This window comes from Lysobacter alkalisoli (genome assembly GCF_006547045.1).
In the GTDB taxonomy this organism is placed as follows: domain Bacteria; phylum Pseudomonadota; class Gammaproteobacteria; order Xanthomonadales; family Xanthomonadaceae; genus Marilutibacter; species Marilutibacter alkalisoli.
In genome coordinates this window covers 3,406,163-3,430,177 of record NZ_CP041242.1, presented here as the reverse complement: position 1 = coordinate 3,430,177, position 24,015 = coordinate 3,406,163, and the positions used below count along the sequence as shown (strand labels likewise).

18 protein-coding genes and 1 pseudogene are annotated in these 24,015 nt (G+C 67.5%); 10 read left to right on the top strand and 9 right to left on the bottom strand.

Features of this window, described 5'->3' with window-relative positions; genetic code table 11:
* Positions 1-11: 11 nt before the first annotated feature.
* The 4 genes from FKV23_RS15165 to FKV23_RS15150 form a co-directional block, all read right to left on the bottom strand.
* Entirely contained in the window at positions 12-1,526 is a 1,515-nt protein-coding gene (locus FKV23_RS15165) for a PH domain-containing protein (RefSeq protein WP_141624611.1), read from the bottom strand.
* The gene (locus tag FKV23_RS15160) at positions 1,516-2,040 is read right to left on the bottom strand and encodes a PH domain-containing protein (protein ID WP_141624610.1); all 525 of its coding nucleotides are present in this window, start codon (positions 2,038-2,040) and stop codon (positions 1,516-1,518) included. The genes FKV23_RS15165 and FKV23_RS15160 overlap by 11 nt, the downstream gene beginning before the upstream one ends.
* 2 nt (positions 2,041-2,042) lie before the next feature.
* The gene (locus FKV23_RS17285) at positions 2,043-3,401 is read right to left on the bottom strand and encodes a tetratricopeptide repeat protein (RefSeq protein ID WP_167285292.1); all 1,359 of its coding nucleotides are present in this window, start codon (positions 3,399-3,401) and stop codon (positions 2,043-2,045) included.
* Between the two features lie 169 nt (positions 3,402-3,570).
* Positions 3,571-4,494, bottom strand: coding sequence for a lauroyl acyltransferase (locus FKV23_RS15150; RefSeq protein WP_244244025.1), 924 nt, complete (start codon positions 4,492-4,494; stop codon positions 3,571-3,573).
* Between the two features lie 100 nt (positions 4,495-4,594).
* Here FKV23_RS15150 and dtd point away from each other — a divergent pair, with 100 nt between their 5' ends.
* The 3 genes from dtd to FKV23_RS15135 all read left to right on the top strand — a co-directional run bounded on the left by dtd (position 4,595) and on the right by FKV23_RS15135 (position 8,257).
* Positions 4,595-5,035, top strand: coding sequence for a D-aminoacyl-tRNA deacylase (dtd, locus tag FKV23_RS15145; protein WP_141624608.1), 441 nt, complete (start codon positions 4,595-4,597; stop codon positions 5,033-5,035).
* 72 nt (positions 5,036-5,107) lie between these two features.
* Entirely contained in the window at positions 5,108-6,982 is a 1,875-nt protein-coding gene (gene rpoD / locus FKV23_RS15140) for an RNA polymerase sigma factor RpoD (RefSeq protein ID WP_141624607.1), read from the top strand.
* A 117-nt stretch (positions 6,983-7,099) separates the two neighbouring features.
* Entirely contained in the window at positions 7,100-8,257 is a 1,158-nt protein-coding gene (locus FKV23_RS15135) for a suppressor of fused domain protein (protein WP_141624606.1), read from the top strand.
* A 71-nt stretch (positions 8,258-8,328) separates the two neighbouring features.
* On the opposite strand, the gene FKV23_RS15130 is transcribed toward FKV23_RS15135, so the two are convergent.
* Together FKV23_RS15130 and FKV23_RS17910 are read right to left on the bottom strand one after the other, a co-directional pair.
* A complete protein-coding gene (locus tag FKV23_RS15130) occupies positions 8,329-8,610 on the bottom strand; it encodes a SnoaL-like domain-containing protein (RefSeq protein ID WP_244244024.1) in 282 nt (93 codons plus the stop codon).
* A gap of 131 nt (positions 8,611-8,741) precedes the next feature.
* Positions 8,742-9,125, bottom strand: coding sequence for a GFA family protein (locus FKV23_RS17910; RefSeq protein ID WP_141624605.1), 384 nt, complete (start codon positions 9,123-9,125; stop codon positions 8,742-8,744).
* A 230-nt stretch (positions 9,126-9,355) separates the two neighbouring features.
* On the opposite strand from FKV23_RS17910, the gene FKV23_RS15120 reads away from it, so the two are divergent.
* Both FKV23_RS15120 and FKV23_RS15115 read left to right on the top strand, forming a co-directional pair.
* Positions 9,356-11,740, top strand: coding sequence for a GH92 family glycosyl hydrolase (locus tag FKV23_RS15120; protein ID WP_407067630.1), 2,385 nt, complete (start codon positions 9,356-9,358; stop codon positions 11,738-11,740).
* Positions 11,741-12,170: 430 nt separating this feature from the next.
* A pseudogene (locus tag FKV23_RS15115) lies at positions 12,171-12,476 on the top strand (IS3 family transposase); the annotation flags it as partial.
* 43 nt (positions 12,477-12,519) lie between these two features.
* On the opposite strand, the gene FKV23_RS15110 reads toward FKV23_RS15115, so the two are convergent.
* Positions 12,520-14,910 (bottom strand): glycoside hydrolase family 2 TIM barrel-domain containing protein, encoded by a 2,391-nt coding sequence (locus FKV23_RS15110; RefSeq protein ID WP_167285289.1) that lies wholly within the window; start codon positions 14,908-14,910, stop codon positions 12,520-12,522.
* Between the two features lie 155 nt (positions 14,911-15,065).
* On the bottom strand, positions 15,066-16,790 hold the full coding sequence (locus FKV23_RS15105) for an IlvD/Edd family dehydratase (protein WP_141624603.1): 1,725 nt from the start codon (positions 16,788-16,790) through the stop codon (positions 15,066-15,068).
* A 173-nt stretch (positions 16,791-16,963) separates the two neighbouring features.
* Here FKV23_RS15105 and FKV23_RS15100 point away from each other — a divergent pair, with 173 nt between their 5' ends.
* Positions 16,964-17,773: an SDR family NAD(P)-dependent oxidoreductase gene (locus tag FKV23_RS15100; RefSeq protein ID WP_141624602.1), complete on the top strand. Its 810-nt coding sequence runs from the start codon at positions 16,964-16,966 to the stop codon at positions 17,771-17,773.
* Between the two features lie 45 nt (positions 17,774-17,818).
* Here the strand turns inward: FKV23_RS15100 and FKV23_RS15095 are convergent, their stop codons facing one another.
* Complete coding sequence (locus FKV23_RS15095) at positions 17,819-18,793, bottom strand: LysR family transcriptional regulator (protein WP_141624601.1); 975 nt, start codon at positions 18,791-18,793, stop codon at positions 17,819-17,821.
* A 174-nt stretch (positions 18,794-18,967) separates the two neighbouring features.
* On the opposite strand from FKV23_RS15095, the gene araD1 reads away from it, so the two are divergent.
* From araD1 to FKV23_RS15075, 4 genes are read left to right on the top strand one after another with little or no spacing between them, the layout of a single operon-like run.
* Positions 18,968-19,975, top strand: a complete 1,008-nt coding sequence (gene araD1 / locus FKV23_RS15090) for an AraD1 family protein (protein WP_141624600.1) — start codon at positions 18,968-18,970, stop codon at positions 19,973-19,975.
* 41 nt (positions 19,976-20,016) lie between these two features.
* Positions 20,017-21,453 carry an aldehyde dehydrogenase family protein gene (locus FKV23_RS15085; protein ID WP_141624599.1) on the top strand — a complete coding sequence of 479 codons (1,437 nt, stop codon included), beginning with the start codon at positions 20,017-20,019 and terminating at the stop codon, positions 21,451-21,453.
* A gap of 38 nt (positions 21,454-21,491) precedes the next feature.
* On the top strand, positions 21,492-22,466 hold the full coding sequence (locus FKV23_RS15080; RefSeq protein WP_141624598.1) for an ABC transporter substrate-binding protein: 975 nt from the start codon (positions 21,492-21,494) through the stop codon (positions 22,464-22,466).
* Positions 22,467-22,485: 19 nt separating this feature from the next.
* On the top strand, positions 22,486-24,012 hold the full coding sequence (locus FKV23_RS15075) for a sugar ABC transporter ATP-binding protein (RefSeq protein ID WP_141624597.1): 1,527 nt from the start codon (positions 22,486-22,488) through the stop codon (positions 24,010-24,012).
* The last annotated feature ends 3 nt before the right edge of the window (positions 24,013-24,015 follow it).

Below are 24,015 nucleotides of genomic sequence, written 5' to 3'. Positions count from 1 at the left end.
AAACGAATCATCTACCAGCGAAGCGGGCGCCGCCGAAGCTCTTGCGACAACCTGGCCAGCAGTTCGCGCGCCTCGCTTTCGGGCAGGAAGCGGATCCTCAGCGGCGGCGCCGTCGCATGTGCGCCGGCGGTATCCAGGCGCAGGGTGGCGGTGCCGAAGTGGCGGTCGACCGGCGAGCGCACCAGTTGCAGGGCCTGCAATTTGTCGATCTCGGCGAAGCGCCAATGCCGGCTCCACCAGCCCTCGCGCACCGCGACCAGTTCACTGCCCAATGCGTAGCCGATCCGGCGCGCGTGCTGGCGTGCCTTGAACGCCGACCATGGCAGCCACAGCAGGAGCAGCAGCCCCCAGCGGCCGAACCCGCTGCAGACGATGGCGGTCAAAAGGGCATTCCACATCAGTGCGGGCAGGAACAGCCGCCACCAGGCGACGTCCGGTACCGACTGCCAGTGCAACGCGGTCCAGTCGCCCTTCGGCAGCAGGTGGTCGATCAGTGCATCGCAGACGCCGGGAGTGGCGACCGGCGCCACGTCGCGCAATGCGCGTTGCTGTTGCCCTTGTTGCGACACGGCGGTGTCGACCTCCAGGCTGCGGCGCCGGAACAGCCGATGCAGCAGGGTTTCGCGCAGGGTCCAGGCCTGGATGCGGCGGCGCGAGGCGCTGGTCCGCCAGCGTGCGAGCAGGCCGCGTTCGACGGTCAGGCGGCGGCCGTGCTCGCTGAGGGTGAAGCCGAAGAACTGAAGCAGGGCCAGCAGCACCGACAGCAGCCGCACCAGGGCCAGCAGCACCAGCAGCAGGGTGATCGCGGCGAACGCGTATTCACCGGTGCCGAGTTGATGACCGTTTGCCCAGCCCAGCGCATGGCGCGCGCTCTGCTCGGCGTAGTCCTCGATCAGGTTGCCGCCGCCGAACTGGAACACCGCCGCCACCGCTGCCGCGACCACGACCATGCCGCGGTTGGAAATCAGGCCGAGGCGGACGATCTCGCCTGCAGGCAGATGCAATAGTGGTGTCGCGGAGGCCATGGCCTGATCGGCGCCGGCATCGGCGGCCTGGCCCCGGTGCCGGATCAGCGCCTCCAGCGCCAGGGCATCGGCCAGTTTGAGCACCCGCATCTCGGCTTCGGGCTTCTGGCCGCCGGCCGATTCCAGCCGCACTTCCGCCACCCCGAACAGCCGGTGCAGCAGATTCTGTTCGAGGCCGACATTGTGGATGCGCGCGAACGGGATCACCCGCAGGCTGCGCTCGAGCCGGCCACTGCGCACCACCAGCGCGTCGCCGACCACGCCATAGCGGTAGGTCCAGTACCGCCACAACGATGCGCCGACAAGACCGACCACGCCAAGCAGGCCCCACAGTTCGTGCATGCCCTCGCCGCGCCGGCCGAATACGACCACCACCACCAGTGGCACGATGAAGGCCTTGATGTACTGGACCGTCACGAACAGCCACGACATCGGGTGCAGGCGATGGTCGGCATCGCCGGCGGTGACCTGTTGTGGTGCGGCTTCCGGATCAGTCGTCATCGCGATCGATCTGGCGGCCGAGGGTATCGCGCAGGTGCTCGGCGTCTTCAAGGTCGAGGTTGGGCACGCTGACCGCGCCGTGTGCGGTGCCGGCGGTATGCACGACCAGGGTCGCGAGTGCGCGCCGACGCTGCCACGGACCGCGCTTGAGGTCGAGGTGCTGGACCCGTGTCACCGGCACCCGGGTCTCGCGTTGCCAGAGCCGGCCGCGGCGCACCGCCAGGCCCTCGCCGTCGAGTCGCCAGAACGTGTAGCGATGGGCCTTATGGCCCAACCACAGGCCGATCGCGGCCCCGGCCAGCGCGAACAGGCCGATACCGGCCATCACCAGGGCCGTGCGCGGGATCGCGTCGATCCGGCTGCTGCCCAGCAGGGCAAGCACGAGCCCCGCGACGCCTCCGGACAGTGTCATCCAGATCGCCCCGCCGAGCAGGAACAGTGGCCGTGCGCGGGGCGGCAGCGGGTTCCAGTCCGTGTCTGCCGCGGGGGATGGGGCAAGTTCCAGCGGTTCCATGTTCAGCCCCGAGTCTCGTCGATGTAGGCCTCGCCGCGGGCGTACTGGTTGAGGCGCGACTTGAAGCCTTTGATCATCGCCTTGGGGACCCCGGCCGGGATCGCCCCGATGGCGAGTTTCTGGTACTTGACCGCTTCATCGAACTGGCCGTTGGCGGCGAACGCGGCGGCGACCGTGTCCAGTTCCGCCGCGTCGAGGCTGTCCACGCCGTCGATCATGTGCCGTGCCAGCTGCATGGCCCGGGCCGTGTCGCGCTGGCTCTCGATCGGGCAGGTTGCCAGGAACCACACCCGCTCGTTGCGCGCGCGCGACAGGCCGGCGTCCTCGGCGCGCGCGGCCCACTCTTCGGCCAGGGTGCAATTGCGGGCAATGCCGGCTTCGCCGGTGAAGGTCAGCCCGGCGATGACCCCCATCGATTGTGCGTCGCCGTTCTCGGCCGCCCGGCGCGCATGCCGCTCGAGCTGCACGAGGTAATCCTCCGAGGGCTTGTCGGTGCTGTCCTCGGCCTGTTGCTGCTCGATCATGATCTCGACGACCAGGGCGGCGGCCTGGGCGTGGCCGGCATCGCTGGCGTGCTCCAGGTAAGCGAGGCCGCGGGCGGTATCCCTCGGCGCCAGCTTCGGCATGGTGCCGCTGTAGTACAGGGTGCCGAGCAGGTACAGGGCCAGATCCTCGCCGTGCTCGGCCTTGCGTTGCAGTGCCTGCAGGCGCGTCCGGTAGGTGGCTTCGTAGTCCGGCCAGCTTTCGTTGAGGCGGGTGCGGGCAGCGACATCGTCGCGCAGCGGGCGGTCGAGCAGGGCCAGCGACGGCATCGGCGCGTTTTCGGGTAGGTAGCGGGCCAGGGTGATCTCCAGCACCTGGGTTTCGCTGGCGCCGCTCTGGCGGATGATCTGTTCCACATGCATCGAATCGCCGAGCACGAGGCTTTCGGTACGGATCTTCCATTGGCCGTCCATGCGTACCAGCTCCGGTCCGAACTGGTAGCCGGTACCGTACTGCGGCCCGAGCTCGCCGACCGCGAGATCGGGCGTGACCAGGGTGACGTGGCTGAGTGCGATCGCGTTGTCGCCCTCTTCGGGCTCACTGATTCCGCACATGTCGATCCTGATGCATTCGCGTGCGACCGCGGCGCCATCCATCGCCTCGATCGTGTCGCTGTCCAGGCGCGCACGCAGCGCGTACAGCTCCAGCCGCTTGGTCACGGGCAGCCGGCGGATCTGTTCGGGTGAGGCATGCAGGGCGGCGTCGCGGATGAAGGCATGGTCATCGATGCTCGACGGTGCCAGCAGTGCGACCACGTCCGGATCGTTCCGGCTGCTGGCCGCGACATAGCGGTTCCAGGCCGCGCTGACTGCGTTCATCGCTGCGAGCTCATCGGCAGCGGGCGCGTCTCCGGCCGGCAGCGTCCCGGCTGCGGCCATGGCCGGGCCTACTGCCAGTCCGAACCCCAGCAACACCGGCACGGCGACAGCCGGCCACCTCCTCCTGAAATACATCGGTTGCGTTCCCCTTGTGGTTGGCTCGGCCCGATCACCCGCGCCTGTATGGATTCGACTCCCCCGAGCCCGGTGGCCTGAGGGTATAGCGTTTGTAGGTCCACTGGTATTGGGCCGGGTCGCGACGGGCGACGTGTTCGACCGCGCGGTTGAGCGCGGCCACTGCGACCTTCGGGTCGGTATCGGCGATGCCGTCCGGTGCGGGTTCGATGTGCAGGGCGAACCGGGGCCCGGCGGCATGGCTGTCGATCCGCTCGCACCAGGCGAACAGCACCGTCGCGCCGGTGCGATGGGCGAGCCGGCCGACCAGGGTCATGGTGAAGGCCTGCATGCCGAAGAACGGCGCGAACTCGCCATCGCCGGCCTTGGGCTGCTGGTCGGGCAGGATGCCGACCACACCGCCGGCGCCGAGACGCTTGAACAGCTGCCGTATCGCCGGGCCTTCGGCGCGGATCTGGGCGACCCGGCCGGCGTCGCCATGGGCTGCGCGCACGCGGTTGAGGAAGGCCTCGCCGATCGCCGATTCCGGCGGCCGGTAGAGGATCGCCAACGGGGTGTGCGCGGCCAGCCACTGGTTCAGCAGCTCCCAGTTGCCGTGATGCGGTGCGGCGACGATCACGCCCTTGCCGGCCGCGATCGCGGCATCGAACAATTCCACGCCGTGCATCTCGTGGATCATCTGCAGGTTGTCGGCATGCGGGCGTGTCCACAGCCGCATCGTTTCCAGTGCCTGGTGGGCGGTGGTGCGGAGAATCTCGTTGTGCAGCTGCTCGCGTTCGGATGCCAGCAGGTGGGGATAGGCGAGTTCCAGGTTGCGCCGCGCGACCCGGCTCTCTCTCGCATCGATCCGTCGCCACAACGCGGCCAGACCGTCGCCCAGCACCATCAGCCATGGCCACGGCAGCTGCCCGAGTGCGGCGGCGAGGAAATAGAGCAGGGCGGCGGCAATCCGGGCCATTGGGCGGATGGTGAATGCAGAGTGGAGAGAGGTGAGAAGAGAGTTTAGATGACCGGAAGGGCCCATACTCTTTTCTCACCTCTCTCCACTCTCCACTCGCATGTTGGCTCTCATCCAGCGCGTGACCTCGGCCAAGGTCGTGGTCGAGGGCGAAACCGTCGGTGCGATCGGCCCGGGCCTGTTGGCCCTGGTCGGGATCGAGCCTGGCGACGGCGCCGTCCAGGTTCAGCGCATCGCCGACCGGTTGCTCAACTATCGTGTCTTCGCCGATGCCGAGGGCAAGATGAATCTCGGTCTGGCCCACACTGGCGGCGGCCTGTTGCTGGTCAGCCAGTTCACCCTGGCCGCCGACACCCGCAGCGGACTGCGCCCGGGCTTCTCCACCGCCGCTCCGCCCGCCGAGGCTGAACGGGTATTCAGCGATCTGGTCGCGATCTGCCGGGAAAAATACGCCGGGGGGGTGGAAACCGGCCGCTTCGGTGCCCATATGGAGGTCAGCCTGGTCAACGACGGCCCGGTCACGTTCCTCCTTCGCAGCTGAGCCGGCAAGGCCGGCGGCAGGCTGGTATACTGGAACGTTCCCTATTCTCCTTATTTCGCGGTGGCGAGCCCTATGGCCAACGAACGTCAGGCCCCTCAGTCCGACATCAAGCAGCTGATCAGCAAGGGCCTGGAACAGGGCTACCTGACCTATGCCGAAGTCAACGATCACCTTCCCGACGATATCGTCGATCCGGAGCAGATCGAAGACATCATCGGGATGATCAACGGCATGGGCATCGAGGTGCACGAAGTCGCACCGGATGCCGAAACCCTGCTGATCACCGGCGAGGGCAGCAACCGCGATGTCGACGACACCGCCGCCGAGGAAGCTGCCGCGGCGTTGACCGGCCTCGACACCGAGGGCGGTCGCACCACCGACCCGGTGCGCATGTACATGCGCGAGATGGGCACGGTCGAACTGCTCACCCGCGAGGGCGAGATCGCGATCGCCAAGCGCATCGAGGATGGCCTGTCGCAGGTCCAGGCCTCGCTGGGCCTGTTCCCGGCTACCATCGAGATGCTGCTGGCCGACTACGCCGAGTACAAGGAGAGCCGCAAGCGCCTGGCCGAGATCGTGGTCGGCTTCAACGATGCGCTGCTGGAAGAACAGCAGCTGGAAGAAGCGCTGCGCAACGGCGAGGAAGTCCCGGATACCGGCACCGAGGCCGATGAGGCCGAAGCCGACGACGAGGACGACGACGATTCCTCCTCGGACGACGACACTCCCACCGGCCCGGACCCGGCCGAGGTCGAGGCGCGCGTGTCGGCCATCTTCGAGAACTGGAGCAAGTTCGAGAAGGCCTACGCCAAGCATGGTCCGACCCACAAGACCGTGATCAATCTGCGCGAGGAGATGGCGGCCACCTTCATCACCCTCAAGCTGCCGCTGCCGCTGACCGACGTGCTGGTCAACAACCTGCGCAGCGTGGTGATGCAGGTGAAGAAGCACGAGCGCCGCATCCTCGAGCTGGCCACCCGTGTGGCGAAGATGCCGCGCAAGGATTTCATCCGCGCCTGGGACGGCAACCAGACCAATCTGGGCTGGGTCGACGAGCTGCTCAAGCGCAAGCAGAAGTGGGCCTCGGGCCTGCGTGAGGTCAAGGACCAGATCGTCGCCGAGCAGCAGGCCACCCTCGACCTCGAGAAGTCGATGCGCATCACCCTGGCCGATCTCAAGGAGATCAGCCGCGCGATGGCCTACGGCGAGGCCAAGGCGCGCAAGGCCAAGAAGGAAATGGTCGAGGCCAACCTGCGCCTGGTGATCTCGATCGCCAAGAAGTACACCAACCGCGGCCTGCAGTTCCTGGACCTGATCCAGGAGGGCAACATTGGCCTGATGAAGGCGGTCGACAAGTTCGAGCACCGCCGCGGCTTCAAGTTCTCGACCTACGCCACCTGGTGGATCCGCCAGGCGATCACCCGTTCGATCGCCGACCAGGCGCGCACCATCCGCATCCCGGTGCACATGATCGAGACGATCAACAAGCTCAACCGCATTTCCCGCCAGATGCTCCAGCAGTACGGCCGCGAGGCCACTCCGGAGGAGCTGGCCAAGGAAATGGAGATGCCCGAAGACAAGATCCGCAAGGTGATGAAGATCGCCAAGGAGCCGATCTCGATGGAGACCCCGATCGGCGACGACGAGGATTCCCACCTGGGCGACTTCATCGAGGACACCAACGCCGAGTCCCCGATCGACGCGACCACCAACATCAACCTGTCGGAAACCGTCCGCGACGTGCTCGCCGGACTGACCCCGCGCGAGGCCAAGGTGTTGCGCATGCGCTTCGGCATCGACATGAACACCGACCACACCCTGGAAGAGGTCGGCAAGCAGTTCGACGTCACCCGCGAGCGCATCCGCCAGATAGAGGCCAAGGCGCTGCGCAAGCTGCGTCACCCGAGCCGTTCGGAACAGCTGCGCAGCTTCCTCGACATCGACTGAGCCGCGCCGCGCTCCGCGAAGAAGGCCCGCCCCGAGCGGGCCTTCTTTTTTTGCCCATGCTTCCCTGCGGCCGTGCGATCGTATGATGTCGGTTCGGACAAGGAGGGAGGGGGAAGGATGGCGATGTTGGTGCTGGCGTTGCTCGCGTTGCTCGCGGGTCTTTGGTGGTGGCGCCAGCGGCGCATGATCCTGTCGGAGGACGGCATCAACTACGTTCCCACCGGCGACCGCGACATGGAGAAGGCGGTCGCGCAGGCGCGCGAGAATTTCCAGTTCTTCGTCGATCGACTGCGCCATCCGCGCGAGGGCGACGAGGAGTTCTTGGTCAAGGCGCGCATCGAGCACGACGACCAGATCGAGCACATATGGTTATGCGATGTCATGGTCGACGACGACTGGTTCGAGGGCGAGATAGGTAACGATCCGCAGGTCGTGCCGTACAAGCTCGGCGACCGCTGGCGCGGCACCCTGGCGCAACTGAGCGACTGGGCGTTCTTCGAGCATGGCCGCATGCAGGGCAACTTCACCTTGCGCGCGATGCTGCCGAGGATGCCGCGTGCGCAGCGCGAACAGGCACGGCAGATGCTGGAGACCCGCTGGGACACCCGCGAACTGGCCCATCTGCCGTGGCCGGAAAACGCAGTGATGCCCGGGCAGCCGCGACCGGACGACATCAGTCATGGCGACAGCGTGCTGATGGAGGGCGTCGGCGATCATCTCGAGCGTCATTTCGGGAAGATCCCGCGGGTATTCCACGAGATCGTTTCGCCGAGCGCGCACATCGACCTCTATCCGTATCCGGCCACCGTGCAGCGGCCCTTTCACGTGATCGCCACCACCGGCATGGCGGAAAAACCGATGCAGCTGATGGAGGGCGTGCAGGCCGACGAATGGGTCGAGCTGGTGATGCTGCTGCCGCCGTCCTGGCCGCTGGAGCAGGAGGCATGGAACGACGAAGGCCATTACTGGCCGTTCCGTTGGCTCAAGCGCGTCGCCCGCTTCCATTACGAGACCGGTCGCTGGCTGGGCGAAGGCCATGTGCTGACCCACGGTGCCGAGCCTGCGCCGATCGACCCGTCCTGTCGCTACGACAGCGTGCTGCTGGCCGCGCCGCGGGCGCTGCCAGCCGGATTCCAGCGTACGACGCTGAGCGATGGCCGCAGTGTGCGCTTCCTGTGCCTGTACTTCCTCGATGCTAGCGCCCGCGCGGAGCTGCAGGAGCGTGGCCGTGAAGGGTTCCTTGCCGGCATCGATGCGGAACGGCTGTCGGTGTGACCTCGGTCGCCGCGACCCTCTACCGTCAAGACAGGAGAGGGTGCTGACATCGCATGGCGACGGACAGGCGATCAACCGGGGTTGTAGAAGAACTGCTCGCGCACGATCTTGCCGTCTCGGACCTGGTAGACGCAGATCTCCTTCATGTCGACCCGGCCCATGTCCTTGTAGGTCGCATCGATGCCCATCGCGACGCTGAACCAGTCGTCGGCGACGACCGGATCGCTGACACTGCCGCCGTGGATCTCGACGATGTTTTCGCCCCACTGACGGCCCTTCGCGGATCGCCTGCATGCCCTCGACGCGCTCGGGGAAGTTGCCCGCCGCGCCTTCCATCTCGATGCTGATCGCATCGTCGGCGTACAGCTCTTCCTGAGCCTTGTCGTACTCGCCGGCGCGGCACAGTTCGACCGCCTGAATTAAGCCGCGCCGCGAAGCGGCGTCGGCTTGAATGAATTGTTAGGCGGCACCGCCCGGAAATCGTTCAATCGAGGAATGTCCACGTATCTGCACCATCAAAGCGTCTGACGACCACTGACTCGAGGATCTTAGGCTCGAAGTTGCGCAGGTTTACACCGTGCCGAGCACCAGGTTTGGGATCCAGTGGTTCCCAGTGAGTGAAGATGCCGCACGTTCTGCACCGTACGTTCCTCAGGGTCCGGTCACCCCAGACATAGTCCTCCGTGTTCTCTGGATGCCCTTGAACAGACACTGTGCCTAGCTCGTAGTAAGCGCAAATGACCCCTGACCTGCGGCAGAGCGAGCAATTGCAACTCGTGGCCTCTCCTGGCAGAAATGGAAGAGTGATGCGGACTGCTCCGCAGTGACAGGAGCCGTGAAGCGATGGGGTTGGCAGTTCATGACTCATGGGTCGCAGTCCTGGTCGATGTGCCGCCTAACAGGCGTTGTGCGATCTGTTGGGTGTTCATCATGGCCTCCATCTTTCGGGTTGGATTGGACACCCTATAGCCGCGGTGCTGTCAGCATGGTGTCAGCAGGGCCGGGCCGTGTATCGCGGTGCGGCGTGAAGCCTGGGCTGGATGGATGCTAGGGTCTGAATTTGGACCGATCCAAACCGCCCATGCAGGAGCCAGCCCGATGCCGCGCCGCACCCGTCCGAGTTACAGGCTGCCCCTTTTGCTGGGTGCAATCGCGATGGCCGGCGTGACGATGGAGGTGGCCGCCGCGACACCAGCACCCGACGAATCAGTGTCGCCGTCGGTGATGGCCGAGCGCGCCTATGCCTCGGTCGATCCGTTCATCGGCACCGGCGGCGAGGGCCACACCTTCCCCGGTGCGGTGGTGCCGTTCGGCATGGTCCAGCTCAGCCCGGACACCCGCATCCAGCCGCGCAAGGACGCCTACGGCTGGGCTGCGGGATATCGCTACGACGACAGCAGCATCGTCGGCTTCTCGCACACACATTTCTCCGGCACCGGCCATTCCGATCTCGGTGACGTGCTGGTGCTGCCGGTCAGCGGCGAGGTCACGCTGGAACGCGGCGATCCCGACATGCCCGGCAGCGGCTACACCGCGAGCTTCAGCCACGACAGCGAAATCGCCGAGCCGGGCTACTACGCGGTGACCCTCGACAACTACGCCATCCGTGCCGAACTGACCGCCAGCGAGCGCGTCGGCGTGCACCGCTACCGGTTCCCAGAAGGCAAGCCGGCGCACGTGCTGATCGACCTGCGCACTTCGATGTACGACTACCCGGGCAAGGTGCTGTGGTCGCGGCTGCGGCTGCATCCGGACGGCACCGTCACCGGCTATCGCAAGACCCGCGGCTGGGCACCGGGGCGCGAGCTGCATTTCGCCATGCGCTTCTCGCGCGCGGCCAGCGGCCATGCCTTCCACGACACCGAGCAGGACGTGTTCTACAAGGGCTTCGCGACGCCGGCCGACAAGGACCCGACGCGGCGCGCGCAGATCGAGGGCCGGCAGCTGGTCGCCAGTTTCGACTTCGCCGATGCCGTCGGCGGGGAGATGGTCGTCAAGGTCGCGATTTCCCCGGTCAGCGAGGCCGGCGCGATCGCCAACCTCGATGCCGAGGTGCCGGATTTCGACTTCGACCGTGTCCGCGCCGCCGCCCGCGAAAAGTGGACGCGGGCGCTGTCCGCGATCGAGATCGACGCGCCGGAGGCCGACCGCAAGGCCGCCTACACCGCGCTGTATCACGCCCTGCAGGGGCCAAGCCTGTTCATGGATGCCGATGGCCGCTACCGCGGTCCCGACAATGCGATCCACCAGGCCGAAGGCTTCAGCAACCACTCGACCTTCTCGCTGTGGGACACCTACCGCGCGCTGCATCCGCTGCTGACCCTGGTGCAACCCGAGCAACGCAACAACGACTTCATCAATTCATTGCTGGCCTCGCAGCGGCAAAGCCCGTACGGCGTGCTGCCGGTGTGGTCGTTCCACGGCCTGGAGACCTGGACCATGATCGGCTACCACGCGGTGCCGGTGATCGCCGATGCGTACCTGAAGGGCATCCGCGGCTATGACGCCGACGCCGCGCTCGACGCGATGGTGGCCAGCGCCAGCTACGGCCCTTACGACGGCATCGCCCAGTACATGGAACTGGGCTGGGTGCCGATCGACGAGGAAGGCGAGGCCGCCTCCAAGACGTTGGAGTACGCCTTCGACGACTGGACCATCGCGCGCATGGCCGAGGCGATGGGGCGCAAGGACATCGCGGCGACCTACTTCGGGCGAGCGGGGAACTGGCGCAACGCCTTCGATCCGGAGACGGGCTTCATGCGCGCGCGCAACCGCGACGGCAGCTTCCGCGAGCCGTTCGACCCCACCGCCAGCGGCTACGGCACCGACTACACCGAGGGCAACGCGTGGCAGTACTCGTGGTACGTGCCGCAGGACGTGGCCGGCCTGATCGACGCGCATGGTGGCGACGACAGGCTGGTGGAAAAGCTCGACCAGGTGTTCGACGCCGAGGTCGACCCCGCGATCTTCGAGCACATGGAAGACATCACCGGGCTGATCGGCTGGTATGCGCACGGCAACGAGCCCAGTCATCACGTCGCCTATCTGTATTCGTATGCCGGCCAGCCCTGGCGCACCCAGGAGCGGCTCGCCCGGATCATGGCGACGCAGTACAAACCGACCCCCGACGGCCTGGCCGGCAACGACGACCTCGGCCAGATGTCGGCCTGGTACCTGTTCACCGCGCTCGGCTTCTACCCGGTCGCGCCGGCCAGCAACGAATACGTGATCGGCCGCCCGTTCCTGCCGGAGGCGACGCTCAACCTGCCCAACGGCAAGCGCTTCTCCATCGTCACCGAAGGCCTGGACGCCGGCCACGGCTACATCGGCGCGGTCACCCTCAACGGCAAGCCGCTGCAGCGCAGCTTCATCCGCCACGAGGAAATCATGGCCGGCGGCAAACTGCGCTTCGTCATGCAGGCCACGCCGGACACCGACTGGGCGACCGCGCCGGAGCTGCGGCCGTATTCGATGTCGAGATGAGCATGCAGTCCCGCTGGGTCTACCCGGGATTGGGTAGAATGCGGGGCTACGGGCCTATAGCTCAACGGTTAGAGCAGGGGACTCATCGAAAGGTGCCGCCGCGCAGGAATGCGCGGACGGGAACGGGATGAATTCAGGGAAACCTCAGCGGCGTGCATGGCACGGACGGTGGCAACCCTGAGCCAAGCCGGCGGTACACCGCCGGAAGGTGCAGAGACTACCTGAGGGCTTCAGCGCCCTTGATCACAGGCTCGAGCGTCCCGCACCCCACCCGTTGCATGCCCAGTGCATGCGGCGAAGGGTGAAGAGATAGTCCGCGCCGGGAGGAAACCCCCGGACCACGCGAATCCCTTGGTTCCAGGTTCGAATCCTGGTGGGCCCACCAAACACGCATACTCCGCCCGAGGGCGACGTCCCCCGCCGGTTTTGAAACGACGTGATCAAGGATGCCCTGCGAAAAACGTGGTGAGCGCACCTGCGCGTCGGACGCTGGTGCGGCATCTGGTGGGCAAGGGCTGAGCGAGCAGCGAGCGTTGGCGGTCGTGCGCATGAGTGCCGGTGCGTACCGCTACCAGCCGCGGCCGAATCGCAATGTTGAGCTGCGCGAAAGCATTTCGGCGCTGGCACAGCGATACAAGCGCACGGCGTGGGAATGATCCATCTGAAGCCTCGATAGGCAGGACCGGTGGTGAACTACAAGCGTGTGGAGCGGCTGTACCAGGAGGCGAAGCTGCAAAGCGGGGGTGTCGGCGCCGCGGTACGGCTGAGAATCGATCCATTCAGAAGGGTTGCGGCGCGATCGCGTTCAGCCGTACTTGGCGGGAGGGCAGGCCTTCCGCATCGATATCGACCACGATGGGACCGGCCCGGGTGTCGGCACGAACCACGGCGACCACGCGTCCATGGAAGGTCTTGCGTTCGCCGGACTGGAAGCTGGAAACGTCGATCGGATTGCCGTTGCCGATGCCGGCCAGGGTGCCTGCGCCGCTCACGCGCACGCGTACCTGACGGTCGTCGTTGCGGGCATAGATGGGCGTGCCGTCGGCGTCGTGCAGTTCCACGGTGACGTAAACCAGATCCTCGCCATTGGCCGTGAGCTGCGAGCGGTCCGCGGTTGCGACGGCGATGGCCGGCTGGCCGGCCGTGCGCAGTTCCCAGCGAGCGGCCTCGCGGCCGTCGCGATAACCCACCGCGAGCAGGCGTCCCGGCGCGTAGGGCACTTGGTAGACAGCCTTGTATTCGCTGTCCACGCCGACCGGCTTGCGCCCCAGGCTCTTTCCGTTGAGGAACAATTCCACTTCCGGCAGTTCGGAATAGACCAGCACTTCCTGGCGCCGGCCTTCCTGTCCCGGCCAGGTCCAGCTGGGATGCACGTCGTCCAGCGACCAGTCGAGGTGGGGCGGCTCGGTCGGGTAGAAGTCGCGGTCGGGCAGGTCCTCGGTGCCCTCGGGCTGCCGGACGAACGCGGAAATCGGGGTGATGCCGGTCTTCCACACCACCTGTCGGTAGTAGGCCGCCGGGCGCAAGCGCCCGGTCGCGTCTATCTCGCCGCAATACGCCAGGTGCCAGGGATACGGGCCGAGCTTCTGCCAGTCCTGGCTGTAGCCCATCCAGCCGATGCCGGCTTCGCCCAGATAATCGACCGCGGTCCAGACGAAGTCGCCGATCACCCACGGCATGGTTTCTACGGCGCGCCAGTAGGAAAACAGGTCTTGCGGCAGGGATTCGGAGGTGTACATGGTCAGCTCGGGAAGCCGCTCGTGCTCCTCGGCGAAAATGTGGGCGTGGTAGTTGTAGCCGACGACGTCCAGCACCGCGGCCTGGTTCGTGCTTTTCGGCGGGTCGGCGTTGATGCCCTGGGTGACGGGCCGGGTCGGGTCGAGGCTGCGCACGCGCTCGGCAAGCTTGCGGCCGGTTTCGACGCCCTCGGGCGTGCCGTCCTCGGGGATCTCGTTGCCGATGCTCCAGAACAGCACGCTGGGATGGTTGCGGCTGCCCAGGACCATGCTGTCGATGTCCTGCTGCCAGTCCTCGGCGAAGAAGCGCGAATAGTCCAGCGGCTTCTTGCTCTTGTTCCAGCTGTCGAAGGCTTCGTTGATGACCAGCATGCCCAACTCGTCGGCGGCGTCGAGCGTGGCCCGGCTGGCCGGATTGTGTGCGCTGCGGATGGCGTTGTACCCGGCGGCCTTCATCAGCGCGACCTTGCGGGCCTCCGCGTCGGGCGCGCCGGCGGCGCCGATCATGTAGTTGTCGTGGTGGATGTTGCCGCCGCGCAGCAGCACCGGCTGGCCATTGATGCGCAGGCCGTTGGCGGAATCCAGGGCGATCGTGCGGATGCCGAAGCGGGTGCGCCTTTCGTCGACGGTTTCGCCACCGATGCGGACCTCCTGGACCAAGGTGTAGAGATTGGGGGAATCCGGAGACCACAGGCGCGGCCTGGCCACGGTCAGTTCCAGTGAAGGCTGCGCGCGCGCACCGGCGGCGACCGCATGCGTCTGCCGCGCCTCGGCCACGGTCTCGCCGTTGGCCGCCACCACCCGGGTCACCCATTCGGCGGATTGCGTCTTGCCCGACCGGTTGGCGATGGCGGCGCGCACCGAAACCACGCCCCGGTCTTCGGCCGCCACCGGGGTGGAGACGAAAACGCTTTCGGGCTCGACATGGACCGGATCGAGGATTTCCAGCGCGACCGGCCGGATCAGCCCCGAGCCGGCATACCAGCGCGATGACGGATCGGCATGGTCGACGCGCACGACGAGGGTGTTGTCGCCGGCGCGAACCTTGCCGGTCAGGTCGACCGAAAACGCGGTATAGCCGTACCGATGCTTCTTCAGATGTTCGCCGTTCACCCAGATGTCGGCGTCCATGTACACGGCTTCGAAGTTCAGCCGCACGATGCGCGACGCCTCGGCCGGCGTGAGCGTCAGCTGGCGGCGGTACCAGCCGGTGCCGCCCGGCAGATAGCCAGAATCCTGGCCGCTGATGGCGTCCGCATCGAACGGCGCGCTGCCGTCGGGCCTGTCCATGATCGAGAAGTCGTGCGGCACGGCCACCCGCTGCCAGGCCCGGTCGTCGAAGGCGCTGTGTTGCGCGTCTGCGGCCTCGCCGGCATGGAACAGCCAGTCCTGCGACAGGCTGCGGACTTCCGCCCAGGCGGGCGATGCGGCCATCGCCATGAGCAATGCGGCCGTCAGACGTCTGTGCCTTGCCGGGATGTTTCGCACGGTGGTCAGTTCCTCATTCTTGTTCACCCGTCACGACGGTGATGCGTGCGGTATCGACGATGCGGCCCACCGGCCGCCACGGAAGCTGCATATGCCCTCCGTCAGTGCGAATCGCGTTCGACGAGGTCGCCGCTGCCCCCGACCAGGATGTCGAGATCGGCGCCGAGATGGGCCTGCTGCACATGATCGAAATAGAGCCGGGCCCAGCCACGTGCGGGGCGCGGCGCCTCGCGCCATTCGACGCGGCGGCGCTCCAGTTCGGCCTCGTCGACGTCCAGATGCAACCGGCGTCCGGGCACATCGAGTTCGATGGAATCGCCGTCGCGCACCAGCGCCAGGGAACCGCCGACGGCGGCCTCCGGCGAGACGTGCAGCACCACGGTGCCGTAAGCGGTGCCGCTCATGCGCGCATCCGAGATGCGCACCATGTCGGTGACGCCCCGGCGCAGCAGCTTCGGAGGCAGCGGCATGTTGCCGACTTCGGCCATGCCGGGATAGCCGCGCGGGCCGCAGTTCTTCAGCACCATTACGCAGGTTTCGTCGATGTCCAGCGCTTCGTCGTCGATGCGCGCCCTGAAATCCTCGATGTTCTCGAACACCACCGCGCGCCCGCGGTGCCGCAGCAGGTGCGGCGAGGCCGCCGACGGCTTGACGATCGCGCCGTCGGGCGCCAGGTTGCCGCGCAGCACGGCGATGCCAGCCTCGGGCTTGAACGGCGCATCGATGCTGCGGATGACCTCGCGGTTCCAGCAGGGCGCGTCGGCGATGTTCTCACCGAGCGTGCGGCCGTTTGCGGTGAGCGCGTCCAGGTCCAGTTCGCCGACGATCTCGCGCAGCACCGCCGGCAGGCCGCCCGCGTAGTAGAAGTCCTCCATCAGATGCTGGCCGGAGGGTTTCAGGTCCGCCAGACAGGGCAGTTTCGAGCCGATATCGTCCCAATCCTGCAAGGTCAGCGGCACGCCCAGGCGCCCGGCCAGCGCCAGCAGGTGGATCACCGCGTTGGTGGAGCCGCCGACCGCGGCATTGGCGCGGATGGCATTCTCGAATGCGGCGCGGGTCAGGATGCGCGACATGCGCAGGTCTTCCTCGACCATCCGCACGATGCGGCGGCCGGTGAGGTGCGCCAGGCGGAAGCGACGCGCATCCACCGCCGGGATCGCCGCGTTCTCCGGCAGCGACATGCCCAGCGCCTCGACCATGCAGGCCATGGTCGAAGCCGTGCCCATGGTCATGCAGCTGCCCTTGGAGCGCTGCATGCACGCCTCGGCATCGACGAACTCCTGCTGGCTCATTTCGCCGGCGCGCACCATCTCCGACATCTGGATCACGCCGGTGCCCGAACCGATCGGGTTGCCTCGCCAGTTGCCCGACAGCGCCGGGCCGCCGGACAGGCCGATCGTGGGCAGGTCCACGCTGGCCGCGCCCAGCAGCAGCGACGGGGTGGTCTTGTCGCATCCCATCAGCAGCACGACGCCGTCGATGGGATTGGCGCGTATGGACTCCTCGACGTCCATGCTGGCCAGGTTGCGGAACAGCATGGCGGTGGGCCGCATCTGGGTCTCGCCCAGCGACATCACCGGGAACTCGAGCGGGAATCCGCCGGCCTCGTAGACGCCGCGCTTGACGTGCTCGGCCAGTTCGCGCAGCGAACTGTTGCACGGCGCCAGCTCCGACCAGGTGTTGCAGATGCCGATGACCGGACGCCCGTCGAACATGTCGTGCGGAACGCCGAGGCTCTTGAGCCAGCTGCGGTAGTAGAACCCTTGCTTGCCTTCGCGACCGAACCACGCCTGGCTGCGCCGAAGCGGCTTATCGGGTGAGTCCATGGATGAAGCGTTCCCTCGGAAAAGGAATGCGGAAACCGGGAGCCACCGGTGCGCGGCGGCACTTTACGGCGATGATGCTACTAGGCATATTGATGCTTCGGAAATAACAATATCGCCGAATTCGATATACATTCGGATATCGATTTTTGTCTCATCCAGCGGAGGAATCCAGCGTGCATCGTCCCGACACTTCCGCCGAGCCGGCCTCCGGTGCGGCCATCGGCCAGGCGCTCTATCCCGAACTGCGGGGGCGCCGCGTGTTCGTCACCGGCGGAGGCAGCGGCATCGGCGCGGCACTGGTCGAGGCCTTCGCCCGCCAGGGCGCGCAGGTCGCCTTCGTCGACGTGGCCGAGGAGGAGGGGCGGGCGCTGGTCGAGCGTATCGCCGCCGCCGGCGGGCCGCGGCCATGGATGCGGCGCTGCGATGTCGTGGACGTGGCCGCGCTGCAGCAGGCGATCGCCGATGCGGCGGCCGAACTGGGCGATTTTCACGTGCTGGTCAACAACGTCGGCAGCGACGACCGCCACCGGCTGGACGAGGTGACCCCGGACTACTGGGACCGGCGGGTGGCGATCAACCAGCGTCCGGCGTTCTTCGCGATCCAGGCGATCGTGCCAGGCATGCGGCGGCTCGGCGGCGGCTCGATCGTCAATCTGGGCTCCACCGGCTGGCAGACCAAGACCGGAGGCTATCCGGTCTACGCCACCACCAAGTCGTCGGTGAACGGGCTCACCCGCGGGCTGGCGCACGAGCTGGGCGCCTCGCGCATCCGCATCAACGTCGTCACTCCGGGCTGGGTGATGACCGAGCGTCAGGTGAGCCTGTGGCTGGACGCGGAAGGCGAGCGCGAACTGGCGCGCAACCAGTGCATGCCCGACAAGGTCTATCCCGAAGACATCGCCGCGATGGTGCTGTTCCTCGCGTCCGACCAGGCCCGCGCCTGCACCGCGCAGGAATACGTGGTCGATGCCGGCTGGTCCTGAGCGGGCGGATCCCGAAGGCGATTCCGGACGCCGGCGTGCGTCCGGTCAGTTCCCGCTTTTCCGGTTGCCCCGCGCCTTCGGTGTGTAGATATCCGCAGCGGCGTCCTTCAGGGCATCCAGCACGGTGCGTGCTCCTGGAGACAGCAGCCAGTCGGTGCGGGTGATGAAGCCGAACGAATCCATGTTGCAGGAGAGCTCCAGCGGCACGGTCCGGGCCAGGCCGTGCTCGGCGTAGTGCCGGGCGATGTCCACCGGCACCACGGCGAGATGGTCGCTTTCCTGCAGCAGGCGCGGCAGCAATACCAGCGCGGCGGTGCCGATCATGCGCCGCGGGACCTCGAGCCCGGCGGACTGGAACATCAGTTCGAAGCGGTGGCGCAGGATGCTGCCCTCCGGCGGCACCACCCACGACGCCAGCGCCAAGTCGCGCAACTGCGGGTTTCCCAGCGAAAGCAGAGGGTGCCCTGGCCGGGCGATCGCGCAGACCTGTTCCTCGGCCACCGGCTGGTAATGCAGGTGGCGCTTGTCGTGGCGAGCGAACAGGCGTCCGATCATCAGGTCGATCCTGTTCTGCGCCAGTTGTTCCAGTAGCACGTCGCTGCCGTCCACCACCAGCGACACGCGCAGGTCGGGATAGGCCTGGGAGATCCGGGCCAGGGCCGGCGGCAGCAGGGTCATGGCCGGCCCTGCGATGGCGCCGATGGTCACGTTGCCGGCATGCCCGGCCTTGAGCGCTTCGATCTCGGCGCCGGCCTCGCCGAGGCTGGACAGGGCGATGCGGGCGTGGCGGATCATGCTTTCCCCGTACCAGGTCGGGCGCATGGCGCGGGGCAGCCGGTCGAAGAGCGGAACCCCGATCAGGACCTCCAGGCTCTTGAGCAGCTTGGAGGCTGCCGGCTGCGACATGTTCAGCGCCTCCGCGGCGCGATGGACGTTGCCGTGTTCCTCGATGGCGATCACCAGCATCAGCTGCCGGGTCTTGAGGTGGGCGCGGACGAACCAGGGAGGCGTGATGGACACGGCATGTTCCGATATCGATTTGTATATCGATAATGATGATTTACCTATTTGTAGCATATCCATGAAGCCCGCAGAATAAGACCATTGGTGCTGTCCGGCGGCTGCACGCCTGCCGAGCCCGAGCCGCCCATGCCTGCCATACGGCCAGGCAGCGGACCCAGCAGGACGGAGACGATGCGACTGATCCAGTTTCTCGACGATTCCTCGGCCGTATGCGTAGGCGAAGTCGGTATCGACGGCCGCCAGGTGCGCCGGCTCGACCGCGTCGCCTCGATGTACGAACTGGCCAATGCGGCGATCGCCGCCGGGCGCTCGCTCGATGCCATAGCCGCGGAATGCGCCGGCGAAGAACGCCTGGACTATGCGGACCTGCTGGAACGGAACCGCGTGCTGGCGCCGCTGCACCATCCCGATCCGGCGCACTGCCGGGTAACCGGTACCGGGCTGACCCACCTGGGCAGCGCCGCGGCCCGCGATGCGATGCACCGGAACCTCCGGCAGCAGGCCGAGGCGGGCACGCTGACCGACTCGATGCGGATGTTCCAATGGGGCGTGGAGGGCGGCATCCCGCGCGATGGCCAACCGGGCGCGCAGCCGGAATGGTTCTACAAGGGCGATGGCGGCATCGTCGCCGCGCCCGGCGCGCCGCTGGATTCGCCGGACTTCGCGCTGGACGGCGGCGAGGAGCCGGAACTGGTCGGCCTGTACCTCATCGGCCCGGACGGCACCCCGCACCGGCTCGGTTTCGCCCTCGGCAACGAGTTCTCCGACCATGTCACCGAGCGCCGCAACTACCTGTACCTGGCGCATTCCAAGCTGCGCGCCTGCGCGGTCGGCCCGGAACTGCGCACCGGCGAGTTGTCGCGCGATCTGCGCGGGACCAGCCGCATCCGCCGCGACGGCGACGTGCTGTGGGAAAAGCCCTTCCTGACCGGCGAGGCCAACATGTGCCACTCGCTGGCCAACCTTGAGTACCACCATTTCAAGTACGCCGCGCACCGTCGCCCCGGCGACGTCCACCTGCATTTCTTCGGCACGGCCACGCTGAGCTTCGCCGACCAGGTGAGCGCGCGCGACGGCGACGTGTTCGAGATCGAATTGCCCGAGCTGGGCGCGCCGCTGCGCAACCCGTTGCGCACGGTCGCCTCCGGCTTCGCGCTGGGCGGCGTGTCCGTGCGTTGAGCACGGAGCCCGGCGCAGGAGACGACCACAGGAGACGATGCATGACCCGCCAGTTCAAGAGCTACATCGATGGCCAATGGGTTGCCGGCAGCGACGGCGCGGACGACGAGAACCCTGCCGACCTCGCCGCGCCGGTCGGCAGCTACGGCGTGCTGGATGCGGCGCAGGTGGCGCAGGCGGTCGACGCCGCCGCCGCGGCGTTGCCGGCCTGGTCGCTGAGTTCGCCGCAGCAGCGCGCGGACATCCTCGACCGCGCCGGCAGCGAGATCCTCGCGCGCAAGGAAGAACTGGGCCGACTGCTGGCGATGGAGGAAGGCAAGACCCTGCCCGAGAGCATCGGCGAGGCGGCGCGCGCAGGGCAGATATTCAAGTTCTTCGCCGGCGAGGCGCTGCGCATTCCCGGCGAGAAGCTGGCTTCCACGCGCCCGGGCGTGGACGTGGAGATCACCCGCGAGCCGGTGGGCGTGGTCGGCATCATCGCGCCCTGGAACTTCCCGCTGGCGATCCCGGCCTGGAAGATCGCGCCGGCGCTCGCCTACGGCAACACCGTGGTGTTCAAGCCGGCCGAGATCGTGCCGGGCTGCGCCTGGGCCATCGCCGACATCCTCGAACGCGCCGGCGTGCCCGCCGGCGTGTTCAACCTGGTGCTGGGCGCCGGCCGCACGGTGGGCGCGGCGCTGGTCGGGCATGGCAGGCTCGACGCGCTGACCTTCACCGGCTCGGTGCCGACCGGCCGCGCGCTGCTGCGGCAGGCCGCCGAGCGCGGCCTGAAGATCCAGATGGAAATGGGCGGCAAGAACCCGCTGGTGGTGCTGGCGGATGCCGATCTGGATCAGGCCGTGGAATGCGCGGTCAACGGCGCCTACTTCTCCACCGGCCAACGCTGCACGGCCTCCAGCCGCCTGATCGTGGAAAACGCGGTATACGACGAGTTCGCCGCGCGCATGCAGGCGCGCCTGGCCAAGCTGACGGTGGGCGACCCGCTGCAGGCGGGCGTGGACATCGGCCCGGTCGCCAGCGCCGCGCAGTTGGACACCGATCTGTCGTACATCGGCATCGGCCGCGACGAAGGCGCCGAGCTGCTGTTCGGAGGCGAACGCGTCGAATGCGCCACGCAGGGCCATTTCCTCGCGCCGACCCTGTTCGCCGCCCGGCCCGAGCACCGCATCGCGCGCGAGGAGATCTTCGGCCCGGTCGCCGCGCTGATCCGCGCCGACGACTACGAGCATGCGCTGGCCCTGGCCAACGACACCGAGTTCGGCCTGTGCGCGGGCATCTGCACCACGTCGCTCAGGCATGCCACGCACTTCAAGCGCCACGCGCAGGCGGGCATGGTGATGGTCAACCTGCCCACCGCGGGCGTGGATCCGCATGTGCCGTTCGGCGGCCGCAAGGCGTCCAGCTACGGTCCGCGCGAACAGGGACGCCATGCGGTCGAGTTCTACACTACGGTGAAGACCGCCTATACGGCAGCCTGATACCACCACACGGCATCGGTTCTTCGGGAGGGAACGGAATGCGGAAGTTCGTAATGATGTGCGCCACTTTGCTGGTGCTTGCGGCCTGCTCCGGGAGCGGAACAGGGAACGGCGACGGTAGCGGCGAAGGCAAGCCGATCACCGTCGGCTTCAGCCAGGTCGGCGCGGAAAGCGAATGGCGCACCGCCAACACCGCGTCGGTGAAGGCGGCGCTGGCTCCGCCGGAGTTCCGGCTCAAGTTCTCCGATGCGCAGCAGAAGCAGGAGAACCAGATCAAGGCGCTGCGCTCGTTCATCGCCCAGCGTGTGGACGTGATCGCGTTCTCGCCGGTGGTCGAGTCCGGCTGGGAGACCGTGCTGCGCGAAGCCAAGGCCGCTGGCATTCCGGTGGTGCTGACCGACCGCGCGGTGAAGGTCAGCGACGACTCGCTGTACGTCACCTTCATCGGATCGGACTTCGTCGAGGAAGGACGCAATGCCGGCCGTTGGCTGGTCGAGGACAGCCAGGGCAAGTCCGGGCCGATCCGCGTCGTCGAGCTGCAGGGCAGCGTCGGTTCGGCTCCTGCCATCGACCGCATGAAGGGCTTCCGGGAAATCGTCGATGCCGACGGCCGCTTCCGGGTGGTGCGCTCGCAAAGCGGCGATTTCACCCGCGCCAAGGGCAAGGAAGTGATGGAAGCCTTCCTCAAGTCCGAGGGCCGCAACATCGATGTGCTGTTCGCCCACAACGACGACATGGCGATCGGCGCGATCCAGGCCATCGAGGAAGCGGGACTGAAGCCGGGTCAGGACATCCGCATCGTCTCCATCGACGGCGTGCGCGGCGCGTTCGAGGCGATGAAGGCCGGCAAGCTCAACGCCACCATCGAGTGCAACCCGCTGTTCGGCGAGCAGCTGGCGCAACTGATCCGCGACGTGGCCGCGAACAGGCCGGTGCCCAGGCGCGTGGAGGTCGAGGAAGGCGTGTTCACCGCCGACCAGGCCGCCGCCGAACTGCCCAATCGCAAGTACTGACGCCCGCCGGCGCGCCCCGATGCAGTCCGATTCCCTCGCCCCCACGACCGGCGGCTCCGTGGTGCTGCAGGCCGAAGGCCTGGCCCGGCGCTTCGGCCAGACGGTGGCGTTGGAGGACGTCGCCCTCACGCTGCAGGCGGGCGAAGTGCATGCGCTGATGGGGCAGAACGGCGCAGGGAAGTCGACTCTCATCAAGTTGCTGACCGGCGCCGAGCGCGCGGACGCCGGCAGCATCCGCATCGATGGGCGCTCCATCGCGCCGGCCACGCCGCTCGAGGCGCAGCACGAAGGCATCAGCACGGTCTACCAGGAAGTGAACCTGTGCCCGAACCTGTCGGTGGCGGAAAACCTGTTCGCCGGTCGGTTTCCGCGCAACCGGTTGGGCCTGATCGACTGGGCGCGGGTGCGGCGCGACGCGCGCGAGTTGATGGCGCAGCTGCACCTGGACCTCGACGTCGATTCGCCGCTGGGGAGCCACCCGGTGGCGGTGCAGCAGATGGTGGCGATCGCGCGCGCGCTGGGCGTGTCGGCGCGGGTGCTGATCCTCGACGAGCCCACCTCCAGCCTGGACGAAGGCGAGGTGCGCGAACTGTTCCGGGTGATGCGCCAGTTGCGCGAGCGCGGCATGGCGATCCTCTTCGTCACCCATTTTCTCGACCAGGTCTATGCGGTCGCCGACCGCATCACGGTGCTGCGTAACGGCAGGCGGGTCGGCGAATACCTGCCGGCCGAACTGCCGCAGGCCGCGCTGGTGACCGCCATGGTGGGACGCAAGGTGGTCCTGGCGAGCGGCCATGCGCGGGGCGGCATCGTGGCCGACGATGCGCCGGTGGTGGTGGAGGCCGAAGGCCTCGGGCTGAAGGGCAGGCTGCATCCGACCGACCTGCGCCTGCGCGCGGGCGAAGTGCTGGGGCTGGGCGGCCTGCTCGGTTCCGGCCGCACCGAATTGGCGCGGCTGCTGTTCGGCCTGGATCGGGCGGGGCAGGGGCGCCTGCGCGTGGCCGGCCGCGACACCGCGTTCCGCCATCCCGCCGACGCGGTGGCCGCCGGCTTGGCGCTGTGCCCGGAAGAGCGCAAGACCGAGGGCATCGTGGCCGAGCTGTCCGTGCGCGAGAACATCGTCCTGGCCGTGCAGGCGCGCATGGGCCTGCGCCGCTCCATGCCGCGCGCGAAGCAGGAGGAGACGGCGCGCCGGTTCGTCGATCTGCTGGGCATCCGGACCGCCGGTATCGAAACGCCGGTCGGGGCCTTGTCCGGCGGCAACCAGCAGAAGGTCGTGCTGGCGCGCTGGCTGGCGACCGAGCCGAAGCTGCTGATCCTCGACGAACCCACGCGCGGCATCGACATCGCCGCCAAGCAGGAGGTCATGGCTGAGGTGGTGCGACGCGCGGACGAGGGCATGGCGGTGCTGTTCGTTTCCGCCGAGATCGATGAACTCGTACGCCTGTGCGACCGCATCGCGGTGATGCGCGAGCGCCGCAAGGCCGGGGAGCTGCCGGGCGGCAGCGGCGCCGAACGGGTGCTCGCGCTGATCGCCGGGCAGTGAACG

Bases quoted from the DNA above. Each gene is read 5' to 3' on its own strand.
- rpoD (WP_141624607.1), top strand. From the start codon at position 5,108: ATGGCCAACGAACGTCAGGCCCCTCAGTCCGACATCAAGCAGCTGATC.
- FKV23_RS15080 (WP_141624598.1), top strand. From the start codon at position 21,492: ATGCGGAAGTTCGTAATGATGTGCGCCACTTTGCTGGTGCTTGCGGCC.
- FKV23_RS15160 (WP_141624610.1), bottom strand. From the start codon at position 2,040: ATGGAACCGCTGGAACTTGCCCCATCCCCCGCGGCAGACACGGACTGG.
- FKV23_RS15150 (WP_244244025.1), bottom strand. From the start codon at position 4,494: ATGGCCCGGATTGCCGCCGCCCTGCTCTATTTCCTCGCCGCCGCACTC.
- FKV23_RS15165 (WP_141624611.1), bottom strand. From the start codon at position 1,526: ATGACGACTGATCCGGAAGCCGCACCACAACAGGTCACCGCCGGCGAT.
- dtd (WP_141624608.1), top strand. From the start codon at position 4,595: ATGTTGGCTCTCATCCAGCGCGTGACCTCGGCCAAGGTCGTGGTCGAG.
- FKV23_RS15075 (WP_141624597.1), top strand. From the start codon at position 22,486: ATGCAGTCCGATTCCCTCGCCCCCACGACCGGCGGCTCCGTGGTGCTG.
- FKV23_RS15105 (WP_141624603.1), bottom strand. From the start codon at position 16,790: ATGGACTCACCCGATAAGCCGCTTCGGCGCAGCCAGGCGTGGTTCGGT.
- FKV23_RS15130 (WP_244244024.1), bottom strand. From the start codon at position 8,610: ATGCGATCAGCATCGAGATGGAAGGCGCGGCGGGCAACTTCCCCGAGC.
- FKV23_RS15135 (WP_141624606.1), top strand. From the start codon at position 7,100: ATGGCGATGTTGGTGCTGGCGTTGCTCGCGTTGCTCGCGGGTCTTTGG.
- FKV23_RS15085 (WP_141624599.1), top strand. From the start codon at position 20,017: ATGACCCGCCAGTTCAAGAGCTACATCGATGGCCAATGGGTTGCCGGC.
- araD1 (WP_141624600.1), top strand. From the start codon at position 18,968: ATGCGACTGATCCAGTTTCTCGACGATTCCTCGGCCGTATGCGTAGGC.
- FKV23_RS15110 (WP_167285289.1), bottom strand. From the start codon at position 14,910: ATGGCCGCATCGCCCGCCTGGGCGGAAGTCCGCAGCCTGTCGCAGGAC.
- FKV23_RS17910 (WP_141624605.1), bottom strand. From the start codon at position 9,125: ATGAGTCATGAACTGCCAACCCCATCGCTTCACGGCTCCTGTCACTGC.
- FKV23_RS17285 (WP_167285292.1), bottom strand. From the start codon at position 3,401: ATGAACGCAGTCAGCGCGGCCTGGAACCGCTATGTCGCGGCCAGCAGC.
- FKV23_RS15120 (WP_407067630.1), top strand. From the start codon at position 9,356: ATGCCGCGCCGCACCCGTCCGAGTTACAGGCTGCCCCTTTTGCTGGGT.